Here is a 22,978-nt window from a genome sequence, read left to right as displayed (position 1 = left end):
GGATGACGGTTCGCACGGAGCGCAACGGGCCGGTGACCACCGTGATCCTGGATCGGCCGGAGGTGCGCAACGCGGTCGACGGCCCGACGGCGCACGCCCTGGCCGCCGCGTTCACCGATTTCGACGCCGACCCGCGGGCCCACGTCGCCGTGCTGTGGGGTGCCGGCGGGACGTTCTGCGCGGGCGCGGACCTGTGTTCGATGTCCAACCCGATCGACGCCGACCTTGCCGCGCCCGCGCCCATGGGCCCGTCCCGGTTGGCGCTGGGCAAGCCGGTGATCGCCGCGATCAGCGGCCACGCCGTCGCGGGCGGGCTGGAGCTCGCGCTGTGGTGCGACCTGCGAGTGGTGGAGTCCGACGCGGTGCTCGGCGTGTTCTGCCGGCGCTGGGGCGTGCCGCTCATCGACGGCGGCACGGTGCGGCTGCCGCGGATCGTCGGGCTGGGCCGGGCCCTGGACCTCATCCTCACCGGGCGCGCGGTCGCGGCCGACGAGGCGTACGCGATGGGGCTCGCGACCCGCGTCGTCCCGCCGGGCGCTGCGCGGGCCGAGGCGGAGGCACTGGCGGCGACGCTCGCCGCGCTGCCGCAGGACTGCCTGCGCTCGGACCGCCGCTCGGTGTACGACGCGCTCGGACGGGACGAGGCCGAAGCGCTGGCGGGCGAGTTCGCGCACGGCCAGCAGGTTCTCCCGGGCGCGATGCAGGGAGCTGCGCGCTTCGCGAGCGGGGCCGGCCGACACGGCTCGCCCGGCTGATCCGCGGGCCTGTCGCATTAGGGTGGGCGGAGTGTCCGTCCCCGCGATCAGCTACCCGGATCTGCCGGTCAGTGCGATGCGGGCCGAGCTGGCCGAGGCGATCAGCACGCACCAGGTGGTCGTGGTCGCCGGCGAGACCGGGTCGGGCAAGACCACCCAGCTGCCGAAGATCTGCCTGGAACTCGGCCGCGGCAGCGCCGGCCTGATCGGGCACACGCAGCCGCGCCGGCTGGCCGCCCGCACCGTCGCCCAGCGCATCGCCGACGAACTGCGTGCCCCCCTCGGCGGGCTGGTCGGCTACAGCGTGCGGTTCACCGACCAGGTCGGCCCGGACACCAGGATCCGGCTGATGACCGACGGCATCCTGCTCGCCGAGATCCAGCGCGACCGGATGCTGCGCCGATACGACACGCTGATCCTGGACGAGGCCCACGAGCGCAGCCTGAACATCGACTTCCTGCTCGGTTACCTGACCACGTTGCTGCCGAGACGTCCCGATCTCAAGCTGATCATCACGTCGGCGACGATCGATCCGGATCGGTTCGCCCGGCACTTCGGCGGTGCCCCGGTACTCGAGGTGTCCGGCCGCACCTACCCCGTCGAGATCCGCTATCGGCCACTGGAGCCGGATGCGGCGGCGGCCGACAGCGACAGCCACCGCGACAGCGACGACGACGCGGAGGATCCCGATCACGACATCGTCCGGCGCGAGCCGCGCGACCAGACCGAGGCGATCGTGGACGCCGTCGCCGAACTGGACCGGGCCGGCCGCGGTGACGTGCTGGTGTTCCTGTCCGGCGAGCGCGAGATCCGCGACACCGCCGAGGCGCTGCGTGCGCTCGACCTGCTGAACACCGAGGTGCTGCCGCTGTACGCACGGTTGCCGATCGCCGAGCAGCAGCGGGTCTTCTCCGAACACTCGAAGCGACGCATCGTGCTGGCCACCAACGTCGCCGAGACGTCGCTGACGGTGCCGGGCATCAAGTACGTGATCGACCCCGGTACCGCGCGGATCTCCCGCTACAGCAGGCGGACCAAGGTGCAGCGGCTGCCTATCGAGCCGATCTCGCAGGCCTCGGCGAACCAGCGGGCCGGGCGCTGCGGGCGCACGTCCGACGGCATCTGCATCCGGCTGTACTCCGAGCGCGACTTCGCGGCTCGGCCGCGGTTCACCGAGCCGGAGATCCTGCGCACCAACCTGGCCGCAGGTGCTGCTGCAGATGGCCGCACTGCGCATCGGCGACGTCGCCGACTTCCCGTTCCTCGACCCGCCGGACCGGCGCAGCGTGCGCGACGGCATCGCGCTGCTGCACGAACTCGGCGCGTTCGACGCCGAGGCGCGGATCACCCCGCTCGGCCGCCGGCTCGCCCGGTTGCCCGTCGACCCGCGGATCGGCCGGATGATCCTGCAGGCCCAGCAGGAGGGCTGCGTGCGTGAGGTGCTCGTCATCGCCGCCGCACTGTCCATCCCCGACCCGCGCGAGCGGCCGTCCGACCGCGAGGACGCCGCGCGGCACAAGCACGCCCGCTTCGCCGACGAGCACTCGGACTTCACCGCGTACCTGAACCTGTGGCTGTACCTGCGCGAGCAGCGTCGCGAGCTGTCCGGCAACCAGTTCCGAAGGCTGTGCCGCGAGCAGTTCCTGCACTACCTGCGCATCCGCGAGTGGCAGGACCTCGTCGGCCAGCTGCGCACCATCGCCCGTTCGCTGGACATCGTCGAGTCTGATCAGGCCGCCGAGCCGGCCCGGGTGCACGCGGCGCTGCTGGCCGGACTGCTCAGCCACGTCGGGATGCAGGAGGAGACCGGGCGGTGGTCCCGGACCTACACCGGCGCCCGCAACTCGCGCTTCGTGCTCGCGCCGGGATCGGTGCTGAGCGCTCGGCCTCCTCGCTGGGTTGTCGTCGCCGAACTCGTCGAGACCACCAGGCTGTTCGGCCGCATCGCCGCCCGCATCGACCCGGCGGCGGTGGAGCAGGTGGCCGGGCACCTGGTCGTGCGCACGGTCAGCGAGCCGCACTGGGACGGCCGCCGCGGCGCCGCGATGGCCTACGAGCGGGTCACGCTCTACGGCCTGCCGATCATCGCGCGCCGCCGGGTCGGCTACGCCACGGTGCAGCCCGCCGAGGCGCGCGAGCTGTTCATCCGGCACGGCCTCGTCGAGCGCGACTGGAACAGCCGGCACCGGTTCCTCGCCGAGAACCAGGCACTGATCGACGAGCTTGCCGCGCTGGAGGAACGCACCCGCCGCCGCGACATCCTGGTCGACGACGAGACGCTGTTCGCGTTCTACGACAGCAGGGTCCCTGCCGACGTCGTCTCGGCGCGACACTTCGACGCCTGGTGGAAGACGGCGCGGCGCGAGCGGCCGGAGCTGCTCACGATGCGGCGGCACGACCTGCTGGCCGGCGAGCCCGAGGACAGCGACGCGCACCCGGACACGTGGCGCGCCGGCGAGCTCGAGCTACCGGTGAGCTACCGGTTCGAACCGGGCGCGGCCGACGACGGCGTCACCGTGCACGTGCCGGTGGACGTGCTGTCCCGGCTCGGCGGCGAGCAGTTCAGCTGGCAGGTGCCCGCGCTGCGCGAGGAGCTGGTCACGGCGCTGATCCGCTCGCTGCCGAAGGACCTGCGCCGCAGCTTCGTGCCTGTTCCGGACACCGCCCGCGCCGTCCTCGCCGCACTCACCCCGGGTCAGGAGCCGTTGCTGACCGGGCTGCAACGCGAACTGCACGCGCGCACCGGCGTGCTCGTTCCGCTCGAGGCGTTCGACGCGGCCAAGGTGCCCGCACACCTGCGCCTGACGTTCGCGGTCGAGGACGAGCGGGGCACCGTGATCGCGCGTGGCGACGACCTCGCCACGCTGCAGGCCGAGCTCGCCGCACCGGTGCGCGCGGCCGTCGCGAAGGCGGTTGCCGGCGAGCTGGAGCGCGACGGGCTGCGCAGCTGGCCGGACGACCTGGCCGAGCTGCCGCGGCTGGTCGAGCGCACGAGCGGCGAGCACCTGGTGCGCGGCTACCCCGCACTGGTCGACTCCGGCGACAGCGTGGCCGTCCGGGTGTTCGCCACCGAGGCGGAGCAGCTCGCCTCGATGGGACCGGGCGTCCGACGCCTGCTGCGCCTGGCGCTTCCGTCGCCGGTCAAGACGGTGGAGCGCTCGCTGTCGGGTCGCGCGCGGCTGATCCTGGGCACCAACCCGGACAGTTCGCTGGCCGCGTTGCTGGCGGACTGCGCCGATACGGCCGTCGACGACCTGCGCGCCGACGGATTGCCGTGGACGCGAACGGACTTCGACGCGCTGCGCGAACGGCTCGCGCCGCAGCTGGGGCCGCGGACGGTCGACGTCGCCGGCCTCGTCGAGCAGGTGCTGGCCGCGGCGCACGAGGTACGCGCCGCGTTGCCGGCCACGCCGCCGCTGGCGCAGCTGGAGAGCATCGAGGACGTTCGCGCCCAGTTCCGCCGGTTGCTGCCTGCCGGCTTCGTCACCCGCACCGGCGCCGGGCGATTGCGCGACCTCGCCCGCTACGTGCGCGCGATCGGGCTACGGCTCGACGCGTTGCCGAGGGCCGTGGACGTCGACCGTGGCCGGATGCAGCGTGTCCAGGTCGTGCAGCAGGCGTACGACGACCTGGTCCGCGCGCTGCCCCCGGCCCGGGCTGCGGCCGCGGACGTGCGCGACGTCGGCTGGTTCATCGAGGAGCTGCGGGTCAGCCTGTGGGCCCAGCAGCTTGGCACGGCCCGTGCGGTGAGCGAGAAGCGGATCTTCCGCGCGCTCGACGCCATCAACCCGTAGCGAGTAGCGCGAACGAGACGAGCCAGTGCGTGGCCATGAAGTCGCCGTCGGCGATCTCCGGCAGCGCCGACTCGACGAGCCGGTCTGCGGCATGCCGCCAGCGCCGCGCCTTCTCGCCGCCGGCCGCGGTCGCGGTCGCGGTCGCGGTCGCGGTCGCGGTCGCGAGCAGGCGCAGTTGCCAGGCACGCGACAGGGCCAGCCCGACCAGGTGCACAGCCTGCCCGTCGGCGCGGTCCAGCACCTGCGGGACCGCGAACAGCGGGCAGTCCGGATCGGCGAGGCCGGGCAGGAACCGCGGCAGCCAGTCGGCGAAGTCCGGCAGCACCCGCTGCATCAGCGCGGCTTCGCACAGGGCGGGTGAGAGGAAGTCGCTGCCGGACGGCTCCCAGCGCAGCGGATAGTCGGTGTCCGCGGCGAAGAACCGCCGCGCGTGCGTGGCGATCTCAGCGACCACGTCAGCCCGGCCCAGGCGACCGAACGCGTCGTGCAAGAGCAGCAGGCCGAACGCGGTGTTCGCGTGCGTGCCGTGGCGAACCGGGTAGGCGAGGCGGGGCAGCCAGGTCACGGTCGCCGAGGCGATCGCGTCGGCGAGCGGGTCGAGTGCGGCCGCCCACCGCGCCGCGTCAGGCGTGCGCGACTCGTGAGCCGTGGCGGCCAGCCGTGCCGCCCAGGCCCAGCCGTACGGCCGCTCGAAGCCTGGGTCACGGCGCAGGTACGCGGTTTCGGCGGCGAGGTTCGCCGCGGTGAGCCGCGCGTCGAGCAGTTGGATCACGCGCCCGCGCAGGTCACCGTCCAGCGCCGGCAGCAGGGTCAGCAGCGACCACTGCATGTGCACCGACGAGTGCCAGTCCAGGCAGCCGTGGAACGCCGGGAACAGCCGGGTGGGCGTCACGTCCACATCGTGCGGCCCGTGCGCGAGGTGGCCGGACTTGTGCGGGTACCGCGTGTCGAGCACCCGTAGCGCGACCTCGGCCCAGCCGGCGGCCGACATCCTAGAAGCGCGCCGGCTCGCGGTACTCGCCCCACAGCGGCTTGAACGCGTTGCAGATCTCGCCGAGCGTCGCCTCCGCGCGCACCGCATCGAGCATGGCCGGGACGGTGTTCTGGTCGTTCTCGGCGGCCGCGACCATGCGCCCGATCGCCTCGTCGACCGCGTGCTGGTCACGAGCGGCCCGCCGCGAAGCGACCAGGTCGCGCTGCTGCAGCTCGACCTCGTGCGACACGCGCAGGATCTCCAGGTCGTCGCCCACGTCGCCGGTCAGCGTGTTCACGCCGACGACGCGCTTGTCGCCCTTCTCCAGCGCGACCTGGTAGGCAAAGGCCGAATCCGCGATCTCGCCGATGAACCAGCCCTCCTCGATGCCGCGCAGCAGGCCGGAGCCGATGGTGCCGTCACCACCGAGCTCGGTGATCCGCGCGAAGATCTTCTCCGCCTCGGCCTCCATGCGGTCGGTGAGCGCCTCGACGTACCACGAGCCACCCAGCGGATCGGCGACGTTGAGCACGCCGGTCTCCTCGGCGATCACCTGCTGGGTGCGCAGCGCGATCTGCGCGGCCTTCTCCGACGGCAGGGCAAGCACCTCGTCCAGCGCGTTGGTGTGCAGCGAGTTCGTCCCGCCCAGCACCGCCGCCATCGCCTCGACCGCGGTCCGGACGATGTTGTTGTCCGGCTGCTGCGCGGTGAGCGAGACGCCGGCGGTCTGGGTGTGGAACCGCAGCCACTGGGCGCGGTCGGTCTTGGCCCCGTACACGTCGCGCATCCAGCGCGCCCAGATGCGGCGTGCCGCCCGCAGCTTGGCGATCTCCTCGAAGAAGTCGATGTGCGCGTCGAAGAAGAACGACAGGCCCGGGGCGAACCGGTCGACGTCCAGCCCGCGCGACTTTCCGAGCTCCACGTAGCCGAACCCGTCGGCCAGCGTGAACGCGAGCTCCTGCACGGCCGTCGAACCCGCTTCGCGGATGTGGTAGCCGGACACCGACAGCGGCTTGTAGGCCGGGATGTTCGCGTCGACGTACTCCATCAGGTCGCCGATCAGCTTCAGGTGCGGCTCGGGCGGGTAGATCCACTCCTTCTGCGCGATGTACTCCTTGAAGATGTCCGTCTGCAGCGTGCCGTTGAGCGCGGCGGTGTCCGCACCCTGGCGCTCTGCCGCCACGACGTACATGCAGAACACCGGGACGGCCGGGCCGCTGATCGTCATCGACGTCGTGGTCCCGGCCAGGTCGATGCCGTCGAAGAGCACCTGCATGTCGGCGGCCGAGTCGATCGCGACGCCGCAGTGACCCACCTCGCCGAGCGCACGGGGGTCGTCGGAGTCACGGCCCATCAGCGTGGGCATGTCGAAGGCGACCGACAGCCCGCCGCCGCCCTCGCCCAGGATCATCTTGTAGCGCTCGTTGGTCTGCTGCGCGTTGCCGAAACCGGCGAACTGGCGGATCGTCCAGGGCTTGCCGCGGTAGCCGGTCGGGTGGATGCCGCGAGTGAACGGGTACTCCCCCGGCCAGCCGATCCGCTCGAAGCGCGAGTCGGCCTCGGTCGGCCCGTAGAGCGGCTCCACCTCCGTGCCGGACAAGGTGGTGAAGTCCCGATCGCTCTTGTGTGCTGCGTCGTAGCGCTGCTGCCAGCGCGCGCGGCCCTCGGCGATCTGCTCGGCGTCCATGCGGTGCCCCTCGGTTCTCGATGCTGGGTCGGTCCGTCCTGGGTCCAATTTACTTGGACGTCCTACTAAAGGCCAACCGGCCCCGGCTGAAGCCCAACTCAACCTCGCTCGAGCAGCAGCCGCTCGATGCGCTCGAGCCTCGCCTCGATCCGCACGACGTCGCTGTGGTTCGCGTCCCGCGCGTCCTTCTTGAGGGTGAGGATCAGGTGGCCGTCCGGGTCGAAGTCGCCGGACTCGATGTCGCGCACGTCCTCACCGTTCTGCAGGCGTACCGCCCGGTCCAGCTCGTGCCGCCGCAGCCCGAGCCGGCGCACGGCGCCCTGGTCGACCCGCCCGGACCGGATGACCGGGGTGTCATTGCCCTCGAAGATCCGTGCGAACACCTCGTTGCGCAGGGCGGCCCGGGTGACTGCCGTGTTGACCACGACCAGGGTCACCGCGCCGATAGCGCCGCCGGTGATGCTGTTGTCCGCGCCGATCACCGCGTTCTGCACCACGTTCGAGAGCAGGAACATCACCACGAAGTCCAGGCTGTTCAGGCCGGACAGCCCGCGCTTGCCGGTCGCGCGCAGCAGCACGGCGATCAGCGCGTACACCAGGACGGTGCGGATCACCTTCTCGGCGAACGGGACCTGTTGGGCGAACATCTCGTGCCACATCGCAGCGCCTCTCTTCCTGCCGCCGGACCCGATCCGGATGACAGGAGGCTAGCGGCGCCGCGGGTCGTTGCCGTGGCCGTCCGGGTTGAAGTCCTCGGCGTCCAGGCGCAGCTCGCGCAGTATGGCGAACAGCGACTTCAGGTCGGCGAGGCCGATCGCGGACATCGCGAAGCGGGCCGCGTTGAACTCGGCGGTGGCCTTCGCGACGACCTCGCGCCCGGCGTCGGTGATGGTGGCCAGCGTGCCGCGGCCGTCGCGCGGGTTGGGCTCGCGGCGCACCAGGCCGGCCGCTTCCAGCCGGTCTACGACGTTGGTGACGGACGTGGCGTGCACCTGCAGCCGCTCACCGATCTTGGACAGCGGCAGTGACCCGTCCCGCGAGTAGGACAGCAGCACCAGCGCCTCGTACCTGCTGAACGTGATCCCGTACGGGCGCAGGATCGCGTCGAGTTCGGCGATCAGGATCTGGTGCGCCCGCATGATCGAGGTGACCGCCCGCATCGAGGCATACACGGCGGGATCCTCGTCCGGCCAGTGCTGCTCCCACAACCGGCCCGCCCGCTCGATCGGGTCGAAGTTCAGGAACGGCTGACGCGTCACGCTGGCAGGGTATCCGGCCGCGCCGCTCACGCGGGTAACGTGCCGCTCATGAGTGACGCCCTGGCTCGATTGGACCTGCTCGACCTCGACGACGACCTCGACGACGAGGACCGCCTGTTGCGGGACACGGTCCGCAAGTTCGCCGACGACCGGCTGCGGCCGCACATCCGGCAGTGGTTCGAGGACGGGACGTTGCCGGCCCGCGAGCTCGCGCAGGAGTTCGGCGCGCTGGGCGTGCTGGGGATGCACCTGCACGGGTACGGCTGCCAGGGCGCCAAGCCGTCGCAGTACGGGCTGGTCGGCGCCGAGATCGAGGCGGTCGACTCCGGCCTGCGCTCGCTGGTGAGCGTGCAGGGGTCCCTTGCGATGTACGCGATCTACGCGTACGGCAGCGAGGAGCAGAAGCAGCGCTGGCTGCCGGAGATGGCCAAGGGCAACCTGATCGGCTGCTTCGGCCTGACCGAACCCGATTCGGGCTCGGACCCGGGCTCGATGCGTACCCGCGCCCGCCGCGACGGCGCGGACTGGGTGCTCAGCGGAAACAAGATGTGGATCACGAACGGTTCGATCTCGGACGTCGCCGTCGTCTGGGCGCGCACCGACGAGGGCATCCGCGGCTTCCTGGTGGAGAAGGGCATGCCCGGTTTCTCCGCGCAGGACGTGCACCACAAGATCTCGCTGCGGGCGTCGGTCACCAGCGAGTTGATCCTGGACGAGGTGCGGCTGCCCGAGTCCGCGCGGCTGCCCGGCGCCGAGGGGCTGCGCGCCCCGCTCGGCTGCCTGACCGAGGCCCGCTTCGGCATCATCTGGGGGGTCACCGGCTCGGCGCGGGACGCGCTCGCGGCCACCCTGGACTACGCGCGCAGCCGCACCCAGTTCGGCAAGCCGATCGGCGGGTTCCAGCTCACCCAGCGCAAGCTCGCCGAGATGGCGGTGCAACTGCAGCAGATGCAGCTCACCGCGCGGCGCCTGGGCGAGCTCAAGGACGCCGGACGGATCAAGGCGCACCAGATCAGTTTCGGCAAGTTCGCCAACGTGCGGGGTGCGCTGGAGATCTGCCGGGAAGCTCGCTCGATCCTCGGCGGCAGCGGCATCACCACCGAGTACCCGGTGCTGCGGCACGCGGTGAACCTGGAGACGGTCTACACCTACGAGGGCACCCATGAGGTGCATACCCTGGTACTCGGCGCGCAACTGACCGGCCTGGACGCCTTCCGCTGACGCGCCGTCCGTGTCAGGGGATCTGCAACAACTGGCCGACCAGGATCACGTTCGGGTTGGGCACGTTGGTGCGGTTGTAGTGCCACAGCGCCTGCCAGCCGCCCGAGACGCCGAACCGTTCGGCGAGGCCGCTGAGCGAATCACCCGGCCGCACCTGGTAGCGCTGCACGCGCGGTTGCGGGTTCGCTCTCGGCGGGGTCGGCCGGGTCGATTTCGCGGTCGGGACGGTGTGCACGTACGGGCCGATCGCCGGCAGCGGGGCTCGGCTCGCCCGACCGTTCGCTCGGGTCAGCCCGGCCTTCTTGCCGCACACCGGCCATGCCTTCGGGCCCTGCGCCGCGAGCACCCGGCGGGCGACCTCGATCTGCTGCCGCCGGGTGGCCAGGTCAGCGCGCGGTGCGTACTTCGTCCCGCCGTGGTCAACCCAGGTGGGCTGCCAGAACTGCAGCCCGCCGTAGTAGTGGTTGTGCGTGTTCACGTGCCAGCGGCCGCTGCTCTCGCACGCCGCGACCCGGTCCCACGGCGCGGCGGGTGCCGCCTGAGCCGGCTCGGGCAGCGCGGTCGTCGAGGCGAGCAGCGCGCCGGCGGCGGCGGTCGCCCCTGCTGCTCGTTGCCAGTGGCGGCGACGTCCGTGGGCGGATCGGGCCATGGGTGAGTCCTCTCGAGCCGACAGCTGAACCACCGGCCACGCTAGGCAACAAACACCACAAGGGCAAACGGCCCTAGACAGGGACAAAACGACAGCTTTGTGGTTAGTGCTCGAGCGCGGCCAGCCGCGCGGCGAGGTGCCGCCGCTCGACCTCGTTCTCGGTGAGCAGCAGCGCCTCGGAGTACGCGAGCCGGGCCGGCTCCCGCTGCCCCAGCAGCTGCAGGAACTCCGCCCGGGCGGCCGGCAGGTACCCGTAACCGGCGAGCTGCGGTTCCAGCGCCAGCGGTTCCAGCGCGGCCAGGCCGGCTGCCGGGCCGGCCGCGAAACCGACCGCGACCGCTCGGTTCAGCGCCACGACCGGTGACGGCCAACCGGCGAGCAGCACGTCGTACAGCCCGACCACCTCGGCCCAGTCGGTCTCGTCCCAGCTCGGGGCGCCGGCGTGAACCGCGGCGATCGCGGCCTGCAGCGCGTACCGGCCGTGCGGGCGCGCCCTGAGGGCGGCGCGGGTCAGCGCCTGACCCTCGCTGATCGCCGCGCGGTCCCATCGCGCGCGGTCCTGGTCCTGCAGGCGCACCAGTTCCCCGGCGGCATCGAGCCTGGTCGCCCGCCGCGAATCGGTGAGCACGATCAGGGCGAGCAGGCCGGTGACGTCACCGTCACCGGGCAGCAGCAGGTGCAGCATCCGGGCCAGGTCCAGTGCCCGGCCCAGTAGGTCCGCGCGCACCAGACCCGGCCCCGACGGCGGCGCGTGCCCGGACGTGAAGATCAGGTAGACGACCGCCAGGATCGACTCGATGCGCGCCGGCAGGTCCTCGCGGGACGGGATCCGGTACGGGATCCGCGCGGCGGAGATCTTCTTCTTCGCACGGGTGATGCGCGCGGCCATCGTCGGCTCGCTGACCAGGAAGGCACGCGCCACCTCGGCGGTGCTGAGGCCGCACAGCATGCGCAGAGTCAGCGCGACCTGCGCCGACTGGGCGAGCGCGGGGTGGCAGCAGGTGCAGACCAGCCGGAGCCGGTCGTCCGGGATGTCCGACGCACCGTCACCGCAGGATGCGCCGTAGTCCGGGGCGGACTCGTCCATCACCAGTTCGGGCAGCGCGCGTCGCAACAGCGACTCGCGGCGCAACTGGTCGATGGCGCGATTGCGTGCCACGGTGCTCAACCACGCGGCCGGGTTCCGCGGCACGCCCCGGTCCGGCCACGTGGACAACGCTCGCGCATAGGCGTCCTGCACGCACTCCTCGGCCAGATCGAAGTCCCGCGTCACGCGCATCGTCGCGGCGAGGACGAAGCCCCACTCGCGACGATGCGCGTCGGCGACCGCTGCGGCGACGGCGTCGCCCGCGCCGCCGGGCGGCGCCGGGTGCGCAGGCACCTAGCTGAACACCATGATCGGTCGAACCTCCAGGCCACCGGAGGAACCGGCGAGCGGCACCTGGCGGGCCATCTCGATGGCCTCGTCCAGGTCGGCCGCCTCGACCAGGTAGTAGCCGCCGAGGGCTTCCTTCGTCTCGACGAACGGGCCGTCCGTGACGGTGAGGCCGCCCGCGCCGTCCGGACGCAGCGTCGTCGCGGTCGACACCGACTGCAGCGCGTTACCGCCCAGGACCGCCTCGCCGTTCTTCTCGCCGAACGCGTTGTGCTTGGCCATCAGTTCGTTGGCTACGTCCTCGCTGGCGTTCATCCACGCCGCTTCCTCGTCATAGATGAGGATCAGGTACTTCGACATCTCAGCACTCCCCTTCGCTGGGTCAGACCGCCGGCCCGCCGTCCGGGCCGATCACCCTTCCGACGAACGGGAGTCGCCCGGATCGACACCAGCCTAGAAACGTTCCGCTGCCGCGTCACGGCTCGCAGCTGCGAGGTGACCCTGGACTGCGGCGGAACTGTCGTGATTGCCGCTGCGCGGTCGCCGATCCCGCGCAACGGGTGTCTCGGCTGTCGCTGCTCGGCTCGCGGGCCGCCTGGGGCGAACGGCGCGCACCGACCGACGCGGTTCGTCTCGTGCTCCGCTGTCGCAGCCGGGTCACCTTTGGGCTGTCGAGACGGACGTCGCCGACGAGGAAGTAGGCGCTCCTCGGCTCACCCTGCCGGGTCGCGTTCCGCGTGGTGAAGGACGCACCGACGGGGACGGGTGGATCCATGCTCGGGGTCGCGCTGCCGGGTCGCGTTCCGCGTCGTGGAAGCGCGCACCGACGGCGGTCGTTCATCTCGTGGCCGGTTCGCGCTGCCGGGTTGCCTTCGCGCTGGGCTGCTGGGTTTGCACCCGTTGTGGTCCCCTCCCGCTTCGCGTGTTCCGATCGCCCGAATATTCGCCGAGCGGAGCCGGCTCTCGTCGGCGACAGCGTTGAACGGCGGGATGTACACGCTGTCAACCTAGACGGCTGGACGGCCCGGGAACGTCTAGGCTGCGCGATCGTGGATTGGAACCTCCGCTCATGCTCGCGGCACGGCCATCTCACCTACCGGCCGGACGAGGCGGAGTTCCGCACCAAGCTGGAGGCGAGCACTCCGCTGGGCGAAGCCTGGCGGTGCCTGCGCTGTGGTAGCTACGTTCTGGGAGCTCCGCACGGCGCCGGCCCGGCCGAGCAGGCGCCGGTCCTGCTGCGCGGCAAGGCACTGCGGGCCGCCTTCATCCTCCGCGCGCTCGCCCTCGAACGGTGGGTGCGCGGCATAGTCCTGGTACTGCTCGGCGTCGGGGTGCTACGGCTCAAGAGCACCCAGGTCGGCCTGCACCAACTGTTCGAGCGCGACCTGAAATCACTGCAGCCGTTCTTCGACCAGATCCACTTCAACGTGTCCGACTCCAGCACCATCCATGCGATCGAGAAGGCGCTGAACGCCAAGCCGTCGACGCTGAATCTGATCGCGGCCGGGCTGATGGTGTACGGCGCACTGCAGATCACCGAGGGTGTCGGCCTGTGGTCGCTGCGGCGCTGGGGCGAGTACGTCGCGGTTGTGGGCACGACGATCTTCATCCCGCTCGAAGTCTACGAGCTCACCGAGAAGCTGAGCTGGCTCAAGGTCACCATTCTCGTGGTGAACGTCGCCGCGGTCCTGTACCTGCTGTTCAGCAAGCGCCTGTTCGGGATCCGCGGCGGGCACGCGGCCTACGAGCGATCGCTGCACGAGGTGTCACTGCTCGAGGTCGAACACTCCGCGGCCGGACCGGCGGGCGAACGCGGCTGAGGCGCTACAGCGCCTCGACGAGCTCGCCGGCCGCCGTGTACGGATCGGTCTCGCCCGCGACGACCCGCGCGGCCGCGGCGTCCAGCGCGGCCGAGCCGTGCACCGACGCGAAGCGCTGACGGACCTCACCCAGCGCGATCGCCTCGATCTCGCTGGCTGCCCGCGCCCGGCGCCGCTCCGCCAACACGCCGTGCCGCTGCATCCAGTCGGCGTGCTTGGCGATCGCCGCGACCACCTTGTCCACGCCCTCGCCGCGCGCCGCCACCGTCTTGACGATCGGGGGCCGCCAGGCGCCGGCCTCGCTGTGCCGGCCGCCGAGTGACTGCATGTAGCGCAGATCGCGGGCAACCTGGTCGGCGCCGTCGCGGTCGGCCTTGTTCACCACGAAGATGTCGGCGATCTCCAGGATCCCCGCCTTCGCCGCCTGAATGCCGTCGCCCATCCCCGGTGCGAGCAGCACGATCGTGGTGTCCGCCAGCGAGGCGATCTCGACCTCTGCCTGGCCGACCCCCACGGTCTCCACCAGCACCACGTCGCAGCGCGCAGCGTCGAGAACGCGCAGCGCCTGAGGCACGGCCGCGGACAACCCACCGAGCTGCCCGCGCGAGGCCATCGACCGGATGAACACGCCGTCGTCGGTGGCATGGTCCTGCATCCGGACCCGGTCACCGAGCAGGGCACCGCCGGAGAACGGCGAGGACGGATCGACCGCGAGCACGCCCACGCGCTTGCCCTCGGCACGCAGCGCCGTCACGAGCACGGACGTCGACGTCGACTTGCCGACGCCGGGCGAGCCGGTCAACCCGACGACCTGCGCATGCCCGCCGTGCGGCGCGAGTGCGGCCGCGACCTCACGCAGCCGCGGCGAGTCGTTCTCGACGAGCGAGATCAGCCGGGCGACCGCACGGGCCTCCCCGGCGCGCGCGCGCTCGACCAACTCGGCGACGTCGACCGTGCGCCGAGAGCCAGCCATCGCGGTCAGGCAGGCACGTGCAGGATCAGGGCGTCGCCCTGGCCGCCGCCACCGCACAGCGCGGCCGCACCGGTACCTCCGCCGCGCCGCTTCAGCTCGTACGCGAGGGTGAGGGCCAGGCGGGCGCCGGACATGCCGATCGGATGCCCCAGCGCGATCGCGCCGCCGTTGACGTTGACGATGTCCGCGCTGACGCCGAGATCGCGCATCGACTGCACGCCGACGGCAGCGAACGCCTCGTTGATCTCGATCAGGTCCAGGTCGGACACCTGCAGGTTCTCCTTGCGCAGCGCGTCCTTGATCGCGTTGGACGGCTGCGACTGCAGCGAGTTATCCGGGCCGGCGACGTTGCCGTGCGCACCGACCTCGGCCAGCCAGCTCAACCCCAGCTCCTCGGCCTTCGCCCTGCTCATCACCACGACCGCGCACGCGCCGTCAGAGATCTGCGAGGACGACCCCGCCGTGATCGTCCCGTCCTTCGTGAATGCCGGACGCAGCTTGGCCAGCGATTCGACCGTGGTGTCGCCGCGGATGCCCTCGTCCTCCCGGAACTCGATCGGGTCGCCCTTGCGCTGCGGGATCAGCACCGGCGTGATCTCCTCGTCGAACACGCCGTTCTTCTGGGCGAGCGCGGCACGCTGGTGCGAACGGGCGGAGAACTCGTCCTGCTCCTCACGGGTGAGCGAGAGCCGCTTGTTGACGTTGTCGGTCGACTCGCCCATCGGGATGTTCTCGAAGATGTCGGTCAGCCCGTCGAAGGCCATCGCGTCGAGCATCTCGATCGAGCCGTACTTGAAGCCTTCACGCGACTTGGGCAGCAGGTGCGGCGCGTTGGTCATCGACTCCTGGCCGCCGGCGACGATGATGTCGAACTCGCCGGCGCGGATCAACTGGTCGGCGAGTGCGATCGCGTCCAGCCCGGACAGGCACACCTTGTTGATGGTCAGCGCCGGCACGTTCAGCGGGATCCCCGCCTTGTGCGCGGCCTGGCGCGCCGGGATCTGACCGGCGCCCGCCTGCAGCACCTGCCCCATGATCACGTACTGCACCTGGTCGGCCGCGACACCGGCACGCTCGAGCGCTGCCTTGATCGCCACGGCGCCGAGGTCCGCGCCCGAGAGGCTCTTGAGCGATCCGAGCAGGCGCCCCATGGGCGTGCGTGCACCGCCGACGATGACCGATCCAGCCATGGCGTTCCTCCTCGTTGGGCCGGGCGCCAGGCGTCGCCGACACCCCGACCGCGCAGTTCGGCTAACAGCCCACTGTAACCAGCCGCGCGGGCAAGGCGAATGTGAACATCGGCACGCCCGGGTCGCCGGAAGCGGTCTCAGTTGCCACGATTGGCAGATGGCCATGACCAGTCTGTTCACGAAGATCGACCACGTCGGCATCGCCGTGCCCGACCTGGACGCCGCAATCGCCTTCTACGCCGACACGTTCGGGGTGCAGAGCGTGCACGAGGAGGTCAACGAGGAGCAGGGCGTCCGCGAGGCGATGCTCGCTGTCGGCGACGGCACGACGCAGGTCCAACTGCTCGCCCCGCTCACCGAGGAGTCGACGATCGCCAAGTTCATCGGACGCAACGGGCCGGGCGTGCAGCAGGTCGCCTACACCGTCGAGAACCTGGACGCGGTGTGCCGGACACTGCGTGACAAGGGGCTTCGGCTGCTGTACGACGAGCCGCGCCGCGGCACCGCGGACAGCCGGGTGAACTTCATCCATCCCAAGGACGCCGGCGGGGTGCTCGTCGAACTCGTCGAGCCGTCAGCCGCGCAGTGAGCTAAATTACCGGCTAGTAACATCTGCCGCACGCCCGACCACCCACCCTTTCGTGGAGGCCCTCCCGTGGACGACATCCGTAACGCGATCCTGAACGACGACCTCGCCGCGCTCGCCGAACTGCCCGTCCCGGAGCACTACCGCGGGGTGGCCGTGCTCGCCGACGAGGTCGGCATGTTCGAAGGCCTGGCGAGCAAGGACAAGGACCCGCGCAAGAGCCTGCACGTGCAGGACACCCCGACCCCGGAACTCGGTCCCGGCGAGGCGCTGGTCGCGGTGATGGCGAGCGCGATCAACTACAACACCGTCTGGACGTCGATCTTCGAGCCGGTGTCCACCTTCGACTTCCTCAAGCGCTACGGCCGGTCGTCCGAGTTGGCGCGCAAGCACGACCAGCCGTATCACGTCGTGGGTTCGGACCTGGCCGGCGTGGTGCTGCGGGTGGGAGCGGGCGTCACCCGCTGGAAGGCCGGGGACGAGGTCGTCGCGCACTGCCTGTCGGTCGAACTGGAGGACCCGCAGGGCCACGACGACACGATGATGGACCCGCAGCAGCGCATCTGGGGCTTCGAGACGAACTTCGGCGGGCTGGCCGAGCTCGCGCTGGTGAAGTCGAACCAGCTCATGCCCAAGCCGGCCCATCTGAGCTGGGAGGAGGCCGCCTCCCCCGGGCTGGTGAACTCGACCGCCTACCGGCAGCTGGTCAGCCACAACGGCGCGGCCATGAAGCAGGGCGACGTCGTGCTGATCTGGGGCGCGTCCGGCGGCCTGGGCGGCTACGCGACGCAGTTCGCGCTCAACGGCGGCGCGATCCCGGTGTGCGTGGTGTCCTCGCCGGAGAAGGCCGATCTGTGCCGGCGGATGGGGGCGGAGCTGATCATCGACCGGACCGCCGAGGACTACCACTTCTGGTCGGACGAGCAGACCCAGGACCCGCGCGAATGGAAGCGGTTCGGGGCGAAGATCCGTGAGCTGACCGGCGGCGACGACCCGGACATCGTCTTCGAGCATCCGGGCCGCGAGACCTTCGGCGCCTCGGTGTACGTGGCCAGACGCGGCGGCACGATCGTGACCTGCGCGGCGACCTCCGGGTTCATGCACGAGTACGACAACCGGTATCTGTGGATGAACCTCAAGCGCATCATCGGCTCGCACTTCGCGAACTACCGCGAGTCGTGGGAGGCCAACCGGCTCATCGCCAAGGGGGCCATCCACCCCACCGTGTCGCGGGTGTACACGCTGGAGGAGACCGGGCAGGCCACCTACGACGTGCACCGCAACCTGCACCAGGGCAAGGTCGCCGTGCTATGCCTGGCCCCGCAGGAGGGGCTGGGTGTGCGCGACGAGCACCTGCGCGCCGAGCACCTGGACCAGATCAACCGGTTCCGCGGCCGCTGAGCGGCGAAGCGCTTGGGGCGGGCGCAGACGAAGTGCGAAGATTGTCGTCATGAGCCCGGACCAAGCCTCGGACGTCCTGCCCATCCTGACCGATGCGCATCGCGGGTTCGATCCCGCGATGCGCGGCTACGACCGCGCGCAGGTCGACCAGTTCCTCGCCCAACTGGAGGAGGAGCTGCGCGCGTCGCTGGCCGAGCGTGACTCGGCGACCGCACGCAGTGCCGACATGGCGGCCCAGTTGGCGAGCGCGGGGGCACAGATCGAGTCGCTGCGCCGGCAGCTGCGCGCGGCGACCGAAACCATCACGCCGGAGAACGTCGACGCCCGGGTGCGCCAGATGGTCGAGACCGCGCAGGCCGAGGCGGTGCGGATCCGGACCGAGAGCGAGGCGCAGGCCGAGCAGTTGCGCAACGGCGCGTCCGACGGCGCGGCGCGCACCCGGGCCGCGGCACACGCCGAGTCCGAGCGGATCCTCGCGCAGGCCACCCAGCGCCTCGCCGAGGCCGACGAGACGTTCCGGCGGCGGCTGGCCGAGGCCGAGCAGCGGCGCACCGAGGTCGAGGCCCAGCTGGCCGCGAGCACCGCACGGGCCCGCGCCGACGAGGACCAGCTCAGCCGTCAGGCCGAGGCCGAGCGCACCAGGCTGGACGCCGAGCACGAGGCCGAGCGGAACAGGCTGGACGCGGCGTCCGCGGCGGCGCGCAGCCAGGCGGACGAGGACTTCGAGATCACGCTGCGCGCGCGCCGCACGCACGAGAACGAGGCGATCGAGCAGGAGCGGGTGCAGGCGCACGCCGAGGCGGAGCGGATCGTCAGCGAGGCGCACGCGCAGGCACGCGCGCTGGTGGACGCCGCGCACGCGGAGGTGCAGCGGCTGCAGGCCCACCGCGAGCAGGTGCATGCCACGCTGCGCACCCTGCACGCCGACCTGGGCACCGCCCTGGACGCAGCGCGCACGGACCCCCCGCCCGTCCCCTGACCCCCGCCCGTCCCCTGACCCCGGCTCGCACCACCCCCGTTGAGTGGCGACTTTCCGGTTGAGTGGCGGCCTCTAAGCCGCCACTCAACGCATAACCCGCCACTCAACGGGCTTCGCGCGCGACGCTGGGCTCCGATCGCGCGATCTCTAGGACGCGATCTCTAGGACGCGATCTCTAGGACGCGATCTCTAGGAGTAGTCCCGGAAGCCCTTGCCGGTCTTGCGGCCCAGCCGGCCGGCGGTGACGAGCTGCTCCAGCAGCGGCGCGGGTGCGAAGCCCGGCTCGCGGAACTCCAGGTACAGCTCGCGCTCGATCGCCAGCGAGACGTCGTTGCCGACGACGTCCAGCAGTTCGAACGGCCCCATCGGGTAGCCGCAGCCGACCTTCATCGCCGAGTCGATGTCGTCGGCGGTCGCGTAGTGCGCCTCGAGCATCTTGATGGCGTCATTGAGGTACGGGAACAGCAGCGCGTTGACGATGAACCCCGCGCGGTCGCCGCAACGTACCGCGTGCTTGCCGAGCTTGTTGCTGACACCGAGCACGGTCGCCTCGACGTCGGGCGCCGTTGCGACCGTCGATACGACCTCCACCAGTTTCATGATCGCGGCCGGGTTGAAGAAGTGCATACCGATCACGTCGGACGGTCGGGACGTGGCCATCGCGCACTCGATCACCGGCAGGCTGGACGTCGTGGTGGCCAGCACCGTGCCGGGCGCGCAGATCTCGTCCAGGTTCGAGAACAGCGCCTGCTTGACGGTCAGGTCCTCGACCACGGCCTCGACCACGAGTTGCATCGGAGCGAGGTCGTCCAGCCGGGACGTCGCGGTGATCCGGCTCAGCGTCGCGTCGCGGTCGGCCTCGGCGAGCTTGCCGCGCTGCACGGCCTTCTCCAGGGAACGGGTGACGGACTTGAGCACGCTCGCGCACTTGTCCTCGCTGCGCGCCACGAAGGTGACCTGGTAGCCGGCCTTGGCGAACACCTCGATGATCCCGGTCGCCATCGTCCCGGAGCCGACGATGCCTACCTTGGTGACCTCGCGCGCACCGGCCGGAACGGCGTCCGGCGACGGCGTCTGTGCGTCGGCCACGACGTTGGGCGAGCCGGCCGCGTCGTAGCTGTAGAACCCGCGGCCGCTCTTGCGGCCCAACAGGCCCGCCGTGATCATCTGCTTGAAGATGGGCGTGGGCGCGTGCAGGCGGTCGCGGCCCTGCTTGTACATCGTGTCGAGGATCTCGTAGGCGGTGTCGAGCCCGATCAGGTCGAGCAGCGCGAGCGGGCCCATCGGCAGGCCGCAACCCAGCTTCATGGCGGCGTCGATGTCCTCGCGGCTGGCGTATCGGGATTCGTACATGGACGCCGCGTGATTGAGGTAGCCGAACAGCAGGGCGTTCGCGATGAAGCCGGCGCGGTCGCCGATCGTGACGTCGACCTTGCCGAGCTTCTGCGCGAACGCCTCGACGTCGTCGACCACGTCCTGCTCGGTGACCACGCTGCGGATCACCTCGACCAGCTTCATGACCGGCGCCGGGTTGAAGAAGTGCATGCCGACGACCTTGCCGGGCCGTCCGGTGGCCACTGCGATCTCGGTGACCGACAGCGACGAGGTGTTCGTTGCAAGGATCGCGTCCGGCTTACAGATCTTGTCCAACTGGGTGAAGATCGCGCGCTTGAGCTCGAGGTGCTCCGGCACGGCCTCGACGACGAGGTCGACGTCGGCGAGCGCATTGAGGTCGGTGGCGTAGGTGACCTGGGCGAGGAGCGCGTCGTGCTCTGGCTGCGTGAGCTTGCCGCGCGCCAGTGCGCGGCCGGCCGAGTTCTCCAGGTGGCCCCGACCCCGCTCGACAGCTCGCTCGTCCGCCTCGACCGCGACGACGGACAGCCCGTTGCGCGCGAACACCTCCGCGATGCCGGCACCCATGGTGCCGAGCCCGACGACGCCGACCTGCTGGAACTCCCGTGCCATGAAGCCGTCCTCCTACCGAATGCCGGCAACCTGCGAAAGGTGCCAATCGCCGAACCCTAGTCTGCCCGTCCGGCGTGGCGGGAGCGCACTGAGGCTCACGTCACCGCCGGGCGGTGCGGACCGGATCCGGCAATCGCGCCCAGCTGCGATTTCCTTGATCAACCGATTCCCTTGATCCGCCAGGTTTCCTTGATCAAGACAGACTTGTGGCGGCAATGCGACCACAACCCGTCGTTGATCATGGCGGCCTGCCGACGCGAGGGCGGCGGTCGAGGCCCCCTCGCCGCGGCCGCGGAGCCTAGAACAGCCGAAGTGACGGGTCGTCGATCCCGCGGAGCGCGTCGTAGTCGAGCACGACGCACCGGATGCCACGGTCTTCCGCGAGGGTCCGTGCCTGCGGCTTGATCTCCTGGGCTGCGAAGACGCCTCGGACGGGCGCCAGCAGAGGATCGCGGTTCAGTAATGACAAGTATCTGGAAAGCTGTTCGACGCCGTCGATCTCGCCCCGGCGCTTGATCTCGACGGCGACCGCGACACCGGCCGCATCGCGGCACATGATGTCCACCGGCCCGATCGCGGTCGGGAACTCGCGGCGCACCAGGCGGTATCCCTCGCCGAGGGTGTGGATGTGCTCGGCGAGCAGCTTCTGCAGGTGCGCCTCGACGCCGTCCTTGACCAGCCCGGGATCGACCCCGAGTTCGTGCGCCGAGTCGTGCTCGATCGCCTCGATGGTGACGATGAGCTGCTCGCCGGCCTTGTTCGTCACGGTCCAGCTGCCGTCCGCCTCGACGAGCGTGCACGGCGGGCTCATCCAGTTCAGCGGCTTGTAGGAGCCGCCGTCGGAGTGCACCAGCACCGAACCGTCCGCCTTCACCAGCAGCAGCCGGGTGGCCAGCGGCAGGTGGGCGGTGAGCCGGCCGACATAATCGACACTGCAGCGGGCGATGACGAGGCGCACAGTCCGCGAGGCTACCTTCGCGCGGGCCCGGGAATGTTTGCGGGCCGCCGCGGGTAGTAGCACGGGTAGTAGCCGAGGTATCCCGACACCAGGAGGTCATGCACCATGCCCGAACAGCCGACAGTCACGCTCAACAACCGCGTGGTCATGCCGCAGCTGGGTTTTGGGGTCTGGCAGGTGCCCGACGACGAGGCCACGCCGGCCGTCGCGACGGCGCTCGCGACGGGCTACCGCTCGATCGACACCGCGGCCATGTACCGGAACGAATCCGGTGTCGGCAAGGCGATCGCCGCGTCCGGGATCGCCCGCGACGAACTGTTCGTCACCACCAAGCTGAACAACGACGGGCACGGCCGCGAGGCAACGCTGCGCGCGTTCGAGCAGAGCCGCAAGAACCTCGGCCTCGACTATGTCGACCTGTACCTGATCCACTGGCCGCTGCCGGCGCAGGATCGCTACGTCGAGACGTGGCAGGCATTCGAGACGCTGCTGGCCGACGGCGTGGTGCGCGCGATCGGCGTGTCCAACTTCCACGCGCCGCACCTGCAACGGGTGATCGACGAGTCCGGGACGGTGCCCGCCGTCAACCAGATCGAACTGCACCCGTACCTGACCCAGCAGCCGCTGCGCGAGTTCGACACCAGGCACCGGATCGCGACCGAAGCCTGGTCACCGCTCGCATCCGGCGGCGATGTTCTCGCCGACCCGGTGATCACGTCACTTGCCGAGAAGTACGGCAAGACACCGGCTCAGGTGATCCTCGCCTGGCACCTGCAGCTCGGCAACGTGGTGATCCCGAAGTCGGTCACCCCGGCCCGCATCCGGGAGAACTTCGCGGTGTTCGACGTCGAACTCGACCCCGACGACGTGGTCGCCATCAGCGGGCTGGACCGGGACGGGCGCACCGGGCCGAACCCCGAGACGTTCAACCCGTAACGGCCGGGGCGCTCACCCGCCGACGAGCGCGGTCGCGAGCAGGACGATCACGCACGAGCCGAGCAGCGAACCCAGCGCGAGCGCCCGTGCCACGCCGAGCCGCCCGGAGCCGTGTGCCCAACCGTGCAGGCCGGACAGCAACATCACCACGGCGAACACGATCAGCTTGGTCAGCAGGGTACGTCCGTAGCCCGGCTCCCCCAGGCTGGCGAGCGTGACGTGGTGATAGCTCGCCAGCCAGATCCCGCTGCCGATCTGCAGTGGCAGGAAGACCGCCACCGTGTAGATGCCGAACGTCTTGCCGAGCGAACTCAGCACCGCGGTGCGCACCTCGGCGGGCAGCCGGCGGCGCAGCAGCGGCAACATGAGCAGGCTCAGCGTCAGCTGGCCGCCCACCCAGACCGCCGCCGAGAGCACGTGGACGAAGCGCAGCAGTGACCACCAGCTCACCATCGGG

General features: G+C 70.8%; 19 protein-coding genes and 1 pseudogene. 8 read left to right on the top strand and 12 right to left on the bottom strand.

Annotated features, from left to right (window positions below; genetic code table 11):
• Positions 1–2: 2 nt before the first annotated feature.
• Positions 3–755 carry a crotonase/enoyl-CoA hydratase family protein gene (locus M6B22_RS19815; RefSeq protein ID WP_269443294.1) on the top strand — a complete coding sequence of 251 codons (753 nt, stop codon included), beginning with the start codon at positions 3–5 and terminating at the stop codon, positions 753–755.
• Positions 670–4,549, top strand: a pseudogene (gene hrpA, locus M6B22_RS19805) (ATP-dependent RNA helicase HrpA); the annotation flags it as partial. The gene M6B22_RS19815 and the pseudogene hrpA, both read left to right, overlap by 86 nt.
• On the opposite strand, the gene M6B22_RS19800 reads toward hrpA, so the two are convergent.
• The 4 genes from M6B22_RS19800 to M6B22_RS19785 all read right to left on the bottom strand — a co-directional run bounded on the left by M6B22_RS19800 (position 4,539) and on the right by M6B22_RS19785 (position 8,468).
• Positions 4,539–5,540: a DUF2891 family protein gene (locus M6B22_RS19800; RefSeq protein ID WP_269443292.1), complete on the bottom strand. Its 1,002-nt coding sequence runs from the start codon at positions 5,538–5,540 to the stop codon at positions 4,539–4,541. The pseudogene hrpA and the gene M6B22_RS19800 overlap by 11 nt on opposite strands.
• Position 5,541: 1 nt before the next feature.
• Complete coding sequence (locus M6B22_RS19795) at positions 5,542–7,209, bottom strand: acyl-CoA mutase large subunit family protein (RefSeq protein ID WP_269443291.1); 1,668 nt, start codon at positions 7,207–7,209, stop codon at positions 5,542–5,544.
• A gap of 98 nt (positions 7,210–7,307) precedes the next feature.
• On the bottom strand, positions 7,308–7,868 hold the full coding sequence (locus M6B22_RS19790; RefSeq protein WP_269443290.1) for a DUF421 domain-containing protein: 561 nt from the start codon (positions 7,866–7,868) through the stop codon (positions 7,308–7,310).
• 48 nt (positions 7,869–7,916) lie between these two features.
• Positions 7,917–8,468: a MarR family winged helix-turn-helix transcriptional regulator gene (locus M6B22_RS19785; protein ID WP_269443289.1), complete on the bottom strand. Its 552-nt coding sequence runs from the start codon at positions 8,466–8,468 to the stop codon at positions 7,917–7,919.
• A gap of 48 nt (positions 8,469–8,516) precedes the next feature.
• Here M6B22_RS19785 and M6B22_RS19780 point away from each other — a divergent pair, with 48 nt between their 5' ends.
• Positions 8,517–9,689 (top strand): acyl-CoA dehydrogenase family protein, encoded by a 1,173-nt coding sequence (locus M6B22_RS19780; protein ID WP_269443288.1) that lies wholly within the window; start codon positions 8,517–8,519, stop codon positions 9,687–9,689.
• A 13-nt stretch (positions 9,690–9,702) separates the two neighbouring features.
• On the opposite strand, the gene M6B22_RS19775 is transcribed toward M6B22_RS19780, so the two are convergent.
• The 3 genes from M6B22_RS19775 to M6B22_RS19765 form a co-directional block, all read right to left on the bottom strand.
• Positions 9,703–10,338 (bottom strand): LysM peptidoglycan-binding domain-containing protein, encoded by a 636-nt coding sequence (locus M6B22_RS19775; RefSeq protein ID WP_269443287.1) that lies wholly within the window; start codon positions 10,336–10,338, stop codon positions 9,703–9,705.
• Between the two features lie 103 nt (positions 10,339–10,441).
• Positions 10,442–11,719: an RNA polymerase sigma factor gene (locus M6B22_RS19770; protein WP_269443286.1), complete on the bottom strand. Its 1,278-nt coding sequence runs from the start codon at positions 11,717–11,719 to the stop codon at positions 10,442–10,444.
• Positions 11,720–12,073 carry a YciI family protein gene (locus M6B22_RS19765; RefSeq protein ID WP_269443285.1) on the bottom strand — a complete coding sequence of 118 codons (354 nt, stop codon included), beginning with the start codon at positions 12,071–12,073 and terminating at the stop codon, positions 11,720–11,722.
• Between the two features lie 689 nt (positions 12,074–12,762).
• Here M6B22_RS19765 and M6B22_RS19760 point away from each other — a divergent pair.
• Positions 12,763–13,533: a DUF2127 domain-containing protein gene (locus tag M6B22_RS19760; RefSeq protein WP_269443284.1), complete on the top strand. Its 771-nt coding sequence runs from the start codon at positions 12,763–12,765 to the stop codon at positions 13,531–13,533.
• Between the two features lie 4 nt (positions 13,534–13,537).
• Here the strand turns inward: M6B22_RS19760 and meaB are convergent, their stop codons facing one another.
• Positions 13,538–14,506 (bottom strand): methylmalonyl Co-A mutase-associated GTPase MeaB, encoded by a 969-nt coding sequence (gene meaB, locus M6B22_RS19755; protein ID WP_269443283.1) that lies wholly within the window; start codon positions 14,504–14,506, stop codon positions 13,538–13,540.
• 5 nt (positions 14,507–14,511) lie between these two features.
• Positions 14,512–15,696, bottom strand: a complete 1,185-nt coding sequence (locus M6B22_RS19750) for an acetyl-CoA C-acetyltransferase (protein WP_269443282.1) — start codon at positions 15,694–15,696, stop codon at positions 14,512–14,514.
• A 163-nt stretch (positions 15,697–15,859) separates the two neighbouring features.
• Between M6B22_RS19750 and mce the strand changes: the two genes are divergently transcribed.
• From mce to M6B22_RS19735, 3 genes are all read left to right on the top strand, one after another.
• The gene (gene mce, locus M6B22_RS19745; protein ID WP_407935745.1) at positions 15,860–16,285 is read left to right on the top strand and encodes a methylmalonyl-CoA epimerase; all 426 of its coding nucleotides are present in this window, start codon (positions 15,860–15,862) and stop codon (positions 16,283–16,285) included.
• A 66-nt stretch (positions 16,286–16,351) separates the two neighbouring features.
• The gene (gene ccrA, locus M6B22_RS19740) at positions 16,352–17,683 is read left to right on the top strand and encodes a crotonyl-CoA carboxylase/reductase (protein WP_269443280.1); all 1,332 of its coding nucleotides are present in this window, start codon (positions 16,352–16,354) and stop codon (positions 17,681–17,683) included.
• 49 nt (positions 17,684–17,732) lie between these two features.
• The gene (locus tag M6B22_RS19735; protein WP_269443279.1) at positions 17,733–18,662 is read left to right on the top strand and encodes a DivIVA domain-containing protein; all 930 of its coding nucleotides are present in this window, start codon (positions 17,733–17,735) and stop codon (positions 18,660–18,662) included.
• Between the two features lie 189 nt (positions 18,663–18,851).
• On the opposite strand, the gene M6B22_RS19730 is transcribed toward M6B22_RS19735, so the two are convergent.
• Together M6B22_RS19730 and nucS are read right to left on the bottom strand one after the other, a co-directional pair.
• Complete coding sequence (locus M6B22_RS19730; RefSeq protein ID WP_269443278.1) at positions 18,852–20,627, bottom strand: 3-hydroxyacyl-CoA dehydrogenase family protein; 1,776 nt, start codon at positions 20,625–20,627, stop codon at positions 18,852–18,854.
• Between the two features lie 298 nt (positions 20,628–20,925).
• A complete protein-coding gene (gene nucS / locus M6B22_RS19725) occupies positions 20,926–21,585 on the bottom strand; it encodes an endonuclease NucS (protein ID WP_269443277.1) in 660 nt (219 codons plus the stop codon).
• A gap of 105 nt (positions 21,586–21,690) precedes the next feature.
• Between nucS and M6B22_RS19720 the strand changes: the two genes are divergently transcribed.
• Positions 21,691–22,521 (top strand): aldo/keto reductase, encoded by an 831-nt coding sequence (locus M6B22_RS19720; RefSeq protein WP_269443276.1) that lies wholly within the window; start codon positions 21,691–21,693, stop codon positions 22,519–22,521.
• Between the two features lie 12 nt (positions 22,522–22,533).
• Here the strand turns inward: M6B22_RS19720 and M6B22_RS19715 are convergent, their stop codons facing one another.
• On the bottom strand, positions 22,534–22,974 hold the full coding sequence (locus M6B22_RS19715) for a hypothetical protein (RefSeq protein ID WP_269443275.1): 441 nt from the start codon (positions 22,972–22,974) through the stop codon (positions 22,534–22,536).
• Positions 22,975–22,978: the final 4 nt, after the last annotated feature.

The sequence above is a fragment of the Jatrophihabitans cynanchi genome (assembly GCF_027247405.1).
In the GTDB taxonomy this organism is placed as follows: Bacteria; Actinomycetota; Actinomycetes; order Mycobacteriales; family Jatrophihabitantaceae; genus Jatrophihabitans_B; species Jatrophihabitans_B cynanchi.
The sequence above is the reverse complement of the archived record's forward strand: the minus strand, read 5'-3'. Positions and strand labels throughout refer to the sequence as shown.